Source organism: Coleofasciculus sp. (assembly GCF_046565525.1).
Lineage (GTDB): Bacteria > Cyanobacteriota > Cyanobacteriia > Cyanobacteriales > Coleofasciculaceae > Coleofasciculus.
In genome coordinates this window covers 18,561-32,290 of the sequence record NZ_JBKHUP010000043.1, presented here as the reverse complement: position 1 = coordinate 32,290, position 13,730 = coordinate 18,561, and the positions used below count along the sequence as shown (strand labels likewise).

Here is a 13,730-nt window from a genome sequence, read left to right as displayed (position 1 = left end):
ATCGTACTATGGAAGCGGAAGGGTCTATTGTTACTGAATTGACACAACTCATGACAACTTTAGTCAAATGGACAGTCGCCGACTATCATCGCCTGATCGAGACTGGTATTCTCAGTAACCGTCGGGTCGAACTTTTGCAAGGAGAACTGGTAGAAATGCCTCCAGAAGGACCAATCCATAGCTATGTAACCGAAGGGGGTGTCCACTATCTACGTTCGCTGTTACAGGGACTAGCCGTGGTGCGAGAAGCTCATCCGATTACTTTGGCTGATTCCGAACCCCAACCCGATGTCGCCATTGTCCAACCGCCTCGACAACGATATCTCCAGCATCATCCCTATCCTCAGGATATTTTTTGGCTGATTGAAATCTCTCAGTCTACGTTAGACTATGATCTCAATGATAAACGGAAAACCTATGCCTTGGCAGATATTCCAGAATACTGGGTGGTGAATCTCAAAGCTCATCAAGTCCACGTCTTTCGACAGCCTCAGCAAGGGGAATACTTGGAAACATTCGTGATCACTCAAGGCACTATTTTCCCCTTAGCATTTCCCACAATTGAGGTATCAATCAACCGATTTTTTACCGATATCTAGTATTTTAATGATGGAAAAAATTAATAAATGTAGGGGCGGGTTTAGCCACTCAAACAACTTGTCACCAATCAATGAACAACAAAACCAGCCCTCCCCACCGATAACTGTAAGGTTTAAATTCCGAATCAACCACCAAATCTGCTGTAACATCATCGCATCCGATGCTGACAGCGTTTGAGGTAATGTTGCGCCACTTTATCCTCTGGAATAACCTGCAAACATTCGCTAAACTGTTGAGCTGCTTCTGAGAGGCGATCGCGATAATATAACATTAGCCCTTGCTCGAACACCGTTTTCGTCGTCCGCTTCGCCCTTCGCATCTGGGGCGGATCAGCCTCAAAGACTTCATAGACGGTCACTTTTTTCGCTTTCCCTTTCACATTCACCTTATCAATGAGGCGCATCCCATAGTCCTCGGAATTCGACAACTTCAAGAACGTATGGTGCGAGATTAACAGTCGAACTTGATAGATTTTGGTTAATTCTTCCAGGCGAGCTGCTAAATTCACCGCATCACTAATCACCGTGCTATCCATACGGGAAAATCCCCCCACGGTTCCAAGCATCAATTCCCCAGTATTAATTCCTATACCAATCTCAATGGATGCATAGTTATAATTAGCCCGATGTTGATTATATAAAGCCAACCGATCAAACATAGAAATTCCCGCTTGCAGTGCTTCATCAGCATTGCCACTGAACAGTGCCATAATTTCATCGCCAATATATTTATCGACAAAGCCATTATTTTCCCGAATGGCAGGTTCCATGCGACTCAAGAATGCATTAATAAAATTAAAATTTTCACGAGGATTCATCTGCTCGGATAGAGCCGTAAAGTTACGAATATCGGCAAAAAGAACAGACATTTCCCGTTGGACATGATCTCCTAGTTGCACATCCACAATACTTTTTTTCTGCAAAAACTGAAGAAATTGACCAGGAACAAACCGTTCGTAGGCTTGATTGAGTTGAAATAGCTCACGAGTAAAAGCTTCCCGTTCCGCTTCCGCTTTTTTGCGATCGCGGATATCTTGAAAGGCGACAATCGCATAAGCAACCTCCCCCTGTTCCTCATAAATCGGAGTTCCCCAAAGCTCAATCGGGATAATCTGATCCCCTCGGTGAATTTCCATATCATCAATTGTGGCAGGTTTACCCTGTAATGCCAGCATTAAGGGCATTTGGTGAGTGGGGTAGAGTTGATCCGTTCCCGCACGATAGGCTTGGTAAACCTCGGCTAATTCTTCAATAGTGACAGATTCGACAATTCCTTGACCTAAAATCTGCTTAGCCGCTTCATTAGCATAGTAGGGTTTGCCCTTGGCATCAAGGATAAAAATCCCCACAGGTACGGCGTCTAAAAATTGCGTCAATCTCCGCTCACTTTCACGCACGGCTGAGTAAAGTTTGGCATTTTCTTTAGCAATTGTTGATAAGCGTAGATGAGTTTTAATTCTAACCAAAAGCTTATTTTTGGCAATTGGTTTTGTTAAATAATCATTCACGCCCACACTAAATCCTGCCACTAAGTCATTCACTTTTTCATTCGCCGTCAACATCAACACAGGCAGTTCAGTAGCTGGATAGGATTCACGCAGTTTTTTACAAACATCATACCCAGTCATGCGCGGCATCATCGCATCTAGTAAAACCAAGTCAGGCTGAAAACCATTTTTAATCATGTCTAAGGCTTCTATACCATTGGCGGCTTGGGTAAGTTGATAATTCTCCAACGATAAATAGTTTGCCAATATCTGACGATGCACTGGTTCATCATCGACAATTAAGATTTTGAAGGGATTGATCAAGGGTTCGTCATACTGGAGATCTTGGTGTTGGTGCATAGTTAGGGAAGTCTGATCCAATGTTAGCAAGAGGGGACAAGAATTACCGACACTGGGATATGGCATCCTAGACGAATTGGTACTAAAAGCAGTCTGAGGCATTGCCGCCATTGCCTCACCTGTATCTGGCATGAAGTGTTCAATCTGACCCTCAAAGATGGGCAAGGTAAATGTAAACTGAGAGCCGACTCCTAAGGTTGATTGCACCTCAATGGTTCCCCCATGCAACTCCACTAGCTTTTTTGTCAGGGCTAATCCTAACCCTGTACAGCCATACTGACGCCCCAGGAAACCCTCCCCTTGTTCAAAGGATTCAAAAATACTGTTTAATTCAGACTTTGGGATACCAATCCCTGTGTCAGCGACGGTAATGGCTAGCATTTTTTTTTGTGAGTGTTGAGTTAACTCCTCCCCCTCGCCCCTCTGCGCCTCTGCGCCTGTGCCCTCTACCTTCTGCCTTAATATCACGAATTGGGCGGAAATTTTGACCGTTCCTTTATCAGTAAACTTAATCGCATTTTCTACTAAGTTTTGCAAGATCTGCTGTACGCGATTTTCATCCGCATAGGCGATGGGTAAATCATGAGAAATGGTATTAATCAGTTGCAATTCTTTATCACCAATAAGTGGGTAACTGAGTCTGAGAACCACCTCCGCTATTTCTCGCACACCCACTGGCTGTCGCTGAAGTTTAATGTCTTGGTGTCTGAGTTTGGCAAAATCGAGAATGTCATTGACTAAATTGGATAAGCGCCGCCCAGTAGCAACAACTGTGGCTAAGTTAATCCGAGTTTGTAAGGGTAAATTTCCGGTAGCACCATCCATTAGGGATTCAGTAATGCCGATAATGCCTTGGAGAGGAGTACGGAGTTGGTGGGATGTATTTGCCAGAAACTCATCTTTGAGCTTGTCTAGGCGCTGCCAAGCGGCATTCTGATGATCTTTGAATTCCAGTTCTTGGGTAAAACGCATCTGTTCCGCTTCCGCTTTTTTTCGCTCTGTAATATCATTGAGAACGGCAATGGCATAAAGAATTTGACCCTGTTCATCAACAATGGGTTGGCTCCAACTTTCAATCGGAATAATCCGGTCGTCTTGGTGAATTTCAATATCATGAGCAATGTGGTGTTCTCCCTGTAAGGCTCGAAAAATCGGTAGGTTTTCAGTAGGATAAAGTTGATCAGTCTCGGCAATATACCAGTGATGAATTCTTGAAAAGGTATCGGTGAAAGCGTCTAAGCTGAACGCTTTGTTCATGAAGTCTTGCGCTTTATCGTTGGTATAGTAGAATTTGCCCTTAGTATCAACCACAACGATACCAACGGGTATAGTTTCTAAAATTTGAGCTAACTGTCTCTCACTTTTAGCCAATACTTCATTTAAGATGTTCATCTGATGATTCTGGTCTTTGAGAGTGGCAAAGGATTGTTTTAATTGTTCAGCCATTTGATTAAAGGCGGCGCTGAGATTGCCCAGTTCAGTGTTCCGAGGAACCTCAATTTTTTGCTCCCATTCACCGTTAGCAAGGGCGTTGGCGGCTTGATTTAAGCGCTGGATGGGGTGAATAATCCATTGAGCAGTGCAAATACCGACTCCCGTGGCGATGATTAGGGCGACGAGACAGAGCAGAATCGTCGATCGCGTATTATTATGAATGTGCTGCATGAAGTCAGCTTCGGGGACAACCACGACAATTAACCAGTCCAAGCCGTAGCTATTTTGTAAGGGCATTATCTGTAAAAATTGCCGCTGTCCCTGACGTTTAAATTCCAGGTGTTGGGACTTTTGAATTCCCTCGAAATCGCCAAATTTTTTAGTTAAATAGGTGGCGGTAGCTTGAATTAATGGATCGCGACTTTGGGTTGCTTTTAACCGAGTAATTTGATCAAGGTTATTTTGAAAGGGGGGTTCTGGGGTGGATGTAGCGACTAATAGTCCAGAACGTTCAATAATAAACAGCCGTCCCGATTTACCGACTTTTAGCGTTTGTAGGAAATCGCTAATGGTGGAAAGACGTAGGGTTGTGTTTAAGACACCTTGAACCTGCTGATGATTGCTATCGTAGACGGGTTGAATGGCGCTGATTAGCAACGTGCGATCGCCTTCGCCAAAAATGGGGTAAATGTCACTCCAGGTGGGTTTACCGGCTTGCAAGGCGGCTTTATACCAGGGTCGCAGGCGGGGGTCGTAGTTGGTGGAAGTTTCGATAAGGGTGTTGCGATCGCCTTCGCTGTGAGTGCTATAAGTATAGAAGTTAAACTCTGTCGCGGGATTGGCTTGGATAATCACCAGTTGATCGGGATTTCGTCGTCCAGCCGCAATCAATCCTCGCTGTTCATTCGCCACACCAATATAACTCACAAAATCAAATCGTTGCACTTGTCGCCACAAATGCTGTTCCCACGGTTGTAAATTTTCTAGCGTCAAACTTCCCAGACGAATCGCATCCTGATTACTTTGATTAATCTGATGGGGAATAGCTAAATATGTCTCTAACCTATCCTCAATATGATGCGTAATTTCATCTCGTAATTGAGTCGCTACATCATTCACCGCCTGCTGTCCGTGGCGAGAGGATAACCAGCCAACCACTCCTACTAGGGCAAAAATTTGTACCAGGAAAGGGACTACGAATACCGTTCGTAGAGGAACGTTGGTTAAACCATTGGCAATCAGGCGCTTGAGAGATCGCATTGACATGGGAAAGTCGCTTGAAAATCGCTAAAATCAAGGAAATAAACCCTACATTTTTAAAGCAGAATTCAATCCTTTTTTTTATTCAGTTCAACCCAAATTAGCGATGCACCCAATAAATTCAATCGATCAATGATTGGAATAGTTTTAGGGTAAAACTCAAAAAAAGACGTTTTTATCAAATTAGTATGGTTTTGCCAAAAGTCTGAAAAGCATTAGCTAGACCCTCCTCGTGAACGTTTCCCACCTATCCCATTCACCGGAAAGCTTTACAGCTAAACAGTTTCGACTTTTGTACAGAGACTAATCGCCTCTGTACGTTCAAGGTAGCGGTACTAGACAGAACTGAAGAATTCAGTCCTTTAGCCTCTCTCGCTCAAAGCCATCATTATGTTATACTAGCGTATGACTTGTATTACAACATTCGTATAATATTTTAATTCGCGCCACAGCAGCAATGTCCCAACGGTAGAGTGTCAGATCAACTCGATGAGAAGGTGAGCTGGGGGAGATGAGAAATATGGGGAAGTCGTGAGTTAACTCAAAACTCTACCTTACCCTTTTCCCTGTTCCCTGTTCCCTGTTCCCTGACAAATGACGAATTATTGCTGTTGACAACGGTTGAGATAGATGTTGGGCACTTGATCTTGAGGATTCACCCGGAGCACCTCAGCAAAGCGTTTTTCCGCCTCAGCAAACGCCTTCAGGTTATAAAATGACCAAGCTTCAGTAAAGGTTTGTAACGTGGCTAATTTAGCCGCTTTAATCTCAGGTAAATCGGCATCAAACACTTCATAAACGGTGACTAATTCCGATTTACCCTTTACTTGAACTTTATCAATCAGACGAATCGCATAATTCCCCGGATTAGATAAACGGGAAAAAGTATGATGAGAGATTAATAAGGGGACTTGATAATATTTGGTTAACCCTTCAATGCGAGAGGCTAAATTCACCGCATCACTAATCACAGTGCTATCCATGCGGGAGACTCCACCAATGGTTCCTAGCATTAACCCTCCCGTATTAATCCCAATCCCAATCCGGATAGGAGGATAGCCAGAATTCTGTCGATGTTGATTATAAATCCTCAGTTGATCCAGCATCGCAATTCCCGCCTTAACTGCATCATCAGCCTGACCACTAAACAGTGCCATAATCGCATCCCCGATATATTTATCAATAAAGCCATTATGGTCAGTAATCGCTGGCTCCATGCGCGACAAATAGGCATTAATAAACTTAAAATTCTCCTCCGGTGTCATCGTTTCGGATAGGGTTGTGAAGGAGCGAATATCAGAAAACAGAATTGACATTTCTTTTTGAACATTATCCCCAAACTGGACATCAACAATACTGTCCTTATTCAAAAAATGGAGAAATTGGCGCGGCACAAACCGTTCATACGCCTGATTCAATTCAGCCAAACTGCTATAGAAACGGGCATTTTCAATCGAGGTAGCCGCTTGCGCGGATAGGAGACGCAAGAGTTCCAATCGGCTAGCTGTAAATGCTCCCGTCGTCAAATTATTTTCTAAATAGACAATTCCGCTCAATTTTCCTTGATTAATCAACGGCGCACAGAGAATTGACTTCGGCTGATTGGTTTGAATATAGGAATCTTGCCTAAATTGTCCTTCATTTAGGGCATCATTTAACACCACAATCTCCTGAGTTCGTGCCACATAGTTAATGACGGCGACGGATACCACTTGCGTCTCTTCTAGGTCAGTCGATTGAAAGACCTGAATTTGATTGCACTCTGTACAGGATTGGGTCAGCGTATTCACCTGTCCCTCGGCTTCAATTCGTAGTTTTCCTTTCGTCTCTAAAATCAGAAATCCTTTTTGCGCCCCCGCATTTTCAATCAAAATCTTCATCAACGCCGCCAGTAATTTATCCAATACAATCTCACCGGAAATCGCTTGCGCCGCTTTCATAACGCTGTTTAAGTCAAGATACTCTGACGAATTTTTGCCATTTTGGGTGGTTGTGGTCAGGGTTGAACTTTTTTGTAATAGCCCCCCAGACTCATTATTATTCACACGAGTCAAAAGCCATTGGGAATAGGTGGCTTCTAACTGTTTAACTTTCGCCATTGCCCCCCATCGGGTATAAACGTAATGAGCTTTTTGTAAATAGGTTTGGGCAATTTCTTCCCGACCTAATCGTTGATAGAAATTGCTGGCTCGTTCATAAGCTAGGGCTTCCTCTTGAAGATAACCCTGTTTTTTAGCACCTTGAATGGCACGATCATAATACTCCATTGCTGGCAGGATTTTGCCCCGTAATCCTGCTCGTTCCGCCTCCACTAAGTCATATTTATGCTGAAAGTTACAAGGGGCATAGTCTGCCCAGGTTTGCATTATTTTTTGTTGTCTGGCTATTTTGTTGAGATAGCGTTTGCGTTTACGGGGACTGGCTGAATGGCACAGAGATAACAGGACTAAAGAGGAATAAAAGTTGGTTAAAACACTATTTAATAAGCCATTCACGCTTCCCTGATACTCATCAGCCAACCCAACCAGCCTTTCCGCTTCTTGTTCATCACCAAATAAGTAAGCCAGAAATAACTTCGCCCAATAAACAGACAAAATTGAAATCTGATTTTTTGCTGCTAATAAATCAGGAAGGAGGCGATCAAAAACCGTCCAGTCTAATGTCGGATAATGGTCAGCCTCGATTAAGCATAAAGATAAATTCCGCCAAATTGTGATATACCCAATCTGATAATCTTGTTTAAACTGCCGATTCAGTTCCAGATGTTGAGCTTGTTTGGATTCAACCTCAGTTAAGGGCAGTCCGACGAAAAATGAATAAGTACAGTAGTTTACTGTACAGTGACAAGCATATTCAATATCACCATTTTCAATTGCCGTTTGTATCGTATCGAGTAATGGATTTAATGTGTTTATAGCTGGCTCTTTCCAAGGTCGGACAAACGCATTAAATTGCTGATAGACTTTGGCTTGTACGTCTTTGGCAGGAAAACGGTCTAATAATTTCAACGCTAACTGACCAAAGCGATAGCCTTGATCAATTGTTTCTTGTTGACCACATAACAGCAAACTATAAACGCTATAGGCGTAAGCGGCGAGGGAGGAATTTCCATGGCGAATACAGAGATTGACCATGGTTAAAATCAGCGACGGTAATAGGGAGGGTTTGGCAATATAAGCAGGTGCCATCACAGACATTAAAATTCGCAACGCCGCTAATTGAGTGGGTTCAGTCATTTCCGGCAAATCCACTAACGCCTCAACCCTTTGATAAACTGGAGGTGTTTCAGTTAGCGGGATGTCCAATAGGTTTAACACCTGCTGTGCGGTTTTGATGGCGGACAGCATTTTATTTTGAGAACTATCAAATAAAATTTGCAGTTCATAAACCTTGACTTTATCCATCAGAGTTTGCGCCCGATTTAGCACATCATCGGTTAAAATTTGGGCGGCTTCAAAATCGGTCAATAAATAGGCAATTTCGATGGTTTCCAGAAACAAGTTGAGGGTCAATTCATACTGCACCTGCCAACTCTCTGACGGCAGCAGTTCGCGACCGATGGTTAAGTATTTTCTCGCAGGTTCATAAGCAGTTGCGGCTTTCGCTTTCTGACCTGCCCAAAGATTCAATTGAGCTAATTCATGCCGTTCTTCAGGGGATTCGATTAACTCAATACTGATATTCAGATGGTTAACAATATCAAACAGAGAGTCTGATACCTGGTCGGCTGGCGTATTTTTCAGTAATAATTGACCGACAGTTCGATGCACCGCTTGGCATTGTTCCTCAGGAATCAGAGAATAAGCAGCTTGTTGAATTCGGTCGTGGACAAATTGGTATTGAATGGTTAAGGTTTGAATGTCTCTGTGTATTTTAGAGAAGAGGGAATTCAAGGCGATTCTTTGATGTTGACCCAATAAAGTTTGAGTCATATCCGCTTGACTGATCAACTTATAGTCTTCCCCCAAAGGAACAATTAACCCTTCCACGATCGCGTGCCATAATTGCACCGCTGTTTCGGATAGAGATTCGCCTAAAACTAGGGCTAAGGGTTTCAGTTCAAAGGAATTTCCCAAACAAGCAGCAAACCGTAAAACCTGTTGCACCTGGGGCGGTAATGTTTTAATCTTATCTGCCAAAATAGCAACAACATTATCGGTAAAGTTTTGGGCTTGAATCTGGGCTAAATCCCAGTCCCACACTCCCTGTTTAGAATTAAATGTGAGCATCTTTTCTTGATACAAGTATTTGATAAACTCATTAATAAAAAACGGATTACCTCCAGTTTTAAGCTGGATTAATTCAGCCAAAGGGTAGGCATTATCAGGGGAACATTTGAGCGTTTCTGCAACTAATTGAATAATGCTGATTAATTCCAAGGGCGCTAAAACCATCTCATGAATAATGGTTCCGCTGGCGCGAATTGCCTCGAATGTGAATCGTAAGGGATGGGAAACTGTCACTTCATTATCCCGATAAGCACCAATCAGAAACATCCCGCCGATATGAAACTCAGCCTCACCCTGATCTGAGGAGTTCATCAACGATTCGATCAGTTTCAACGAAGCACTATCCGCCCACTGCAAATCATCCAGAAAAATCACTAATGGATGTTCAGGTTTGGTAAAAACTTGGATAAAGTTGTGCAGAACGAACTTAAAACGATTTTGTGATTCTGTGGGAGGTAACTTGGGAACTGGAACAGGTTTGCCAACAATCAGTTTAACTTCAGGAATGACATCAATAATAATTTGAACATTCCCCCCCAATGCCGCTAAAAGGTGGTTGCGCCACTGGGTTAGTTGCAGGGTAGTTTCTGTTAACAACTGTTTGATTAATTCTCGAAACGCCTGAATCACGGCTGAGTATGGGATATCCCGTTGATATTGGTCAAACTTGCCGCGAATAAAATAGCCCCGCCGTTGAGTAATGGGTTTATATAATTCCTGGACTAGCGCTGACTTCCCTATACCGGAATATCCAGATACAACCATCATCTCCTTGGGGGAGTTTCGAGTCTGTAGGGGCGGGTTTAGGGAATTTTGTGTCGCCGTTGACGATAAGTTTTCTTCAGAACCCGCCCTTATTGAGTTTGGCGTTGGGTCTTCTAATAAACTACGTCCAGTAACCCGAATAAAGGTGTCCAATAGAATTTCAATTTCCCGTTCTCGACCATACAGTTTTTGGGGGATTTGAAACTGCTCAGAAATATCCTGGCGCCCTAGGGGAAATAGTTCGATTGTTCCCTTCATCTGTAATTGCATCAGGCAAACCGTTAAATCGGATTTCAGTCCCCAGGCACTTTGATACCGATCTTCAGCATTTTTTGCCAATAATTTCATGACAATAGCAGAGAGGGCGGGCGAAATCTCTGGATTAATCTGGTGAGGCGGAATGGGTTCTTTTGCCAGATGAGCATGAACTAATTCTAGGGGATCATCGGTTTCAAAGGGAAGGCGATGGGTGAGTAATTCATAGAACGTCATTCCTAACGAATAAAAATCAGTCCGATAATCCAGCACCCGGTTCATTCTCCCCGTTTGTTCCGGTGACATATAGGCTAATGTGCCTTCTAAGACGGAGGGATTTTTCAGAATTGGGTTTTCTTGGGATAAAACCGTGGCAATGCCAAAATCAATGATTTTCAGTTGTCCGGTTTCAGGATTGAAAACAATATTGGCAGGATTGATATCTTTATGAATAATATGGGCAGCATGAATTCTACCTAAGCTTTCGGCGTTGCGAATGGCGATACTCAAGAATTCTTTGAGCGTAAATCCCCGTTCCTGGAGTAATAATTTTAACGAGGAACCACCAAAATCTTCAAAGATAATCACCAAGGTGGTTTGATAGGGTTCTAAGCTATAAGCTTGAACCACACCACCAAAATTGAGAGAGCGCGTAATTTGATACTCTTGTTGATAGCGGTTAATTTCTGCGGGTGTAGGATAATCTTGTTTGAGAACTTTGAGGATCACCGACTGCTGATCCGATTCTCGGATACCCCGATAGACTAGAGAGTTACGACTTTCATAGATTTGAGCCAGAATCCGACAGCCAGCAACGGTAACCATAGGGTAGATGGGGAAACACTGAGAGGATTGCTTAAAGGTGATAGCCTATCATACTAAATCCGCCTTTATTACCCCATGCAAGAGGAGGCGATTGAAATCGCTGCTACACAAACAAAGTCCGCCTGCGCGGACTGGTTTATAACAGGGGTAGCTAACCCGGATTTGGTATCACACGCAGGAGTGAGCGATAAGCTTGTCACACATTTAAATTGGGAATGGGTAGCGAGCAAGATGCTCGCATTATATTGCCTATTCCCTATTCCCTATGACACACCGAGCGAAGTCGAGGTGTTGCCTCTCCACACCGCCAGACTCCTTGCAGCAGCCCCTACTTACTGTAAAAGACGAGATCCAGCAGGACATTGAATCTCTGTAGAATCGGCTGAAGGTGGAATTGGCATTGGCGGCGGTGAGGTTGCAGGTTGTTCACTCTGACAAATTCCAGAAACTGTCGTTTCAAACCCATTAACGGTGGTGACAAATACCGCACCAATATAACTAGGAAGTCCCTCATCTTTGGGACGTGCTGTAATCGCTACACCCTGAGCGCGATCGCCTGATGGTACAATTTCGTAGGTATACAACGCGGTTTCTAGGTTTGTGGCGATTTCTAGCTGTTCAAGGGTATTAGCAAATTGACGATTTTCTAGATAATACACTTGCTGAGCGCGATTTAAGAGGCTGATGTACTGCATCGGAATCCCTTGGCTGGATCGGTTGGCGGTGGTTTCCAACTCAATTACAGAAATATCTTCGGATACTGTGGTATTATCCGACATCTTTGCCAAGAGTAACGCCGCATCACTAAACGCCGTGGGTCGAGGTTGTCCCGGCGTAACATCTTTAAATTCTAAACGTAGCTTCCCCTCTGGGGTTAACTCAAAAATGGTCAAGGCGATTTCATCGGGTGTGAGTGCCATATCCAGGCGCATCGGTTGAGTCGCCGTCTGAATTTGGTAACCCACCTCGATTGCCACAGCCGACCCATCTTGAGCCGGTAAGATAAAAAATAATTGGTTATCGGCGGCAAATATTAACCGGATGGATTCCCCCGATTCCGGATCAGTGGCAAGCCATTCGCCAATTAATTGCTGGGTAACAGCATCCGTTGGCGATCGCATCTCAGATGCAGGGGATGGATTATCCGGTTCAGATTGCGCTTGAGATGGAACGCCACTAGCGACAAGGAAGGCTAAAAGAACGAATATCAAACGCGATCGGCACAACTCAAGCAATAGAGAAATAGGATTAAGCATGGCAATCCAACCCAGCAACTGATTGGATTTTAACAAAGAAAACGAATGACGAATGACCCCCATTTGACGACAGGGTTTGGGAACCAAACCCCTACTTATGTCGCCACCCATCCCGAAAAGACCCAGCCACCGTTAGCAAGCCGTATCCAGTTACCCGCAGTCTGACCCGTTGTGGCGATCGCGACGCCATCGGCTACGGTATCAACAACCCGATACCCTAAACCGGGACCCGATCGCACATTCAGAGGGCTCCCATTCGTCGTCACCATGGCTGTATCTGTAGCGGGATCTCCACCGCCACCTTCACCTGCTATCCAGCGAGAGGCGACCCAGTTGCCATTGCTCAGTTGAGACCAGCCATCGGCATTAAGACCACTGAGGCTAACCGTTCGGTTATCGGCTACCGTACCCACCACACGATACCCTAAACCCGGACCCGATCGCACATTGAGGGGACTGTTATTGGTATTGACAACGGCTGTATTCGTCACGGGAGTCCCACCTCCCCCATCCTCACCATATAAGGCGGTTAACGTCGTCGGTCCAGCAATCCCATCCGGTGTCAATCCCCGGGACGCCTGAGCCGTTCTCACAGCGGTTTCAGTGAGGCGACCATAATAGCCGGTGACGGGTCCATTATAGACCCCAAGCTCTTGCAATCGATTTTGCAGATTAGTTACGGCTCCCCCCGTACTACCGGGACGCAAGACACCGGAGGATGGAACAGTACTACCGCCACCTTCACCTGTTATCCAGCGAGAGGCGACCCAGTTGCCATTGCTCAGTTGAGACCAGCCATCGGCATTACGACCACTGAGATTAATTGTGGTTCCATCAGCGAGAGTGCTAACTACGCGATACCCTACACCGGGACCCGATCGCACATTTAGAGGATTACTATTAGTATCAACCACAGCCGCCCAAGCGCTACTGGTTAAGCTTAATGAAGACAGTGCGATCGCCAACGCTAATCCCTGAATCCAGGCTAAATTCGGTAGTTTCCAATCAAACTCTGACTCCCAGAAAAACCCATCAGCACTCGACTGGGAGTGGGACGTCATGTTATCGGCTTGGGCGATCGACAAATGGGTATAGGCTAGTGTTTCCATGAGAACACCTCACTGTTCGTTTATCACGGCGATGAACCTTAACCGTAGACAAGACTGACTCAATACCCTGATCAATTCCCGGTTTACCTGCTACAGGAGGTAGTTGGGGATAACGAAACGACGACGGCTGGGTTCATCTAAATTTAGAATT

The 13,730-nt window shown here is 44.5% G+C and carries 5 protein-coding genes; 1 reads left to right on the top strand and 4 read right to left on the bottom strand.

Features of this window, described 5'->3' with window-relative positions:
• Positions 1-50 precede the first annotated feature (50 nt).
• Entirely contained in the window at positions 51-599 is a 549-nt protein-coding gene (locus ACLGGO_RS16730) for a Uma2 family endonuclease (RefSeq protein ID WP_446338436.1), read from the top strand.
• 149 nt (positions 600-748) lie between these two features.
• On the opposite strand, the gene ACLGGO_RS16725 is transcribed toward ACLGGO_RS16730, so the two are convergent.
• From ACLGGO_RS16725 to ACLGGO_RS16710, 4 genes are all read right to left on the bottom strand, one after another.
• Positions 749-5,146, bottom strand: coding sequence for a response regulator (locus ACLGGO_RS16725; RefSeq protein WP_446420147.1), 4,398 nt, complete (start codon positions 5,144-5,146; stop codon positions 749-751).
• Positions 5,147-5,742: 596 nt separating this feature from the next.
• On the bottom strand, positions 5,743-11,214 hold the full coding sequence (locus tag ACLGGO_RS16720) for an AAA family ATPase (RefSeq protein ID WP_446420146.1): 5,472 nt from the start codon (positions 11,212-11,214) through the stop codon (positions 5,743-5,745).
• A gap of 332 nt (positions 11,215-11,546) precedes the next feature.
• On the bottom strand, positions 11,547-12,506 hold the full coding sequence (locus ACLGGO_RS16715) for a type IV pilin-like G/H family protein (protein ID WP_446420145.1): 960 nt from the start codon (positions 12,504-12,506) through the stop codon (positions 11,547-11,549).
• Positions 12,507-12,565: 59 nt separating this feature from the next.
• Positions 12,566-13,579 carry an SH3 domain-containing protein gene (locus ACLGGO_RS16710; RefSeq protein ID WP_446420144.1) on the bottom strand — a complete coding sequence of 338 codons (1,014 nt, stop codon included), beginning with the start codon at positions 13,577-13,579 and terminating at the stop codon, positions 12,566-12,568.
• Between the last annotated feature and the right edge of the window lie 151 nt (positions 13,580-13,730).

Coding starts and splice junctions, on each gene's coding strand:
- ACLGGO_RS16730 (WP_446338436.1), top strand. CDS start 51: ATGACAACTTTAGTCAAATGGACAGTCGCCGACTATCATCGCCTGATC.
- ACLGGO_RS16725 (WP_446420147.1), bottom strand. CDS start 5,146: ATGTCAATGCGATCTCTCAAGCGCCTGATTGCCAATGGTTTAACCAAC.
- ACLGGO_RS16720 (WP_446420146.1), bottom strand. CDS start 11,214: ATGGTTACCGTTGCTGGCTGTCGGATTCTGGCTCAAATCTATGAAAGT.
- ACLGGO_RS16710 (WP_446420144.1), bottom strand. CDS start 13,579: ATGGAAACACTAGCCTATACCCATTTGTCGATCGCCCAAGCCGATAAC.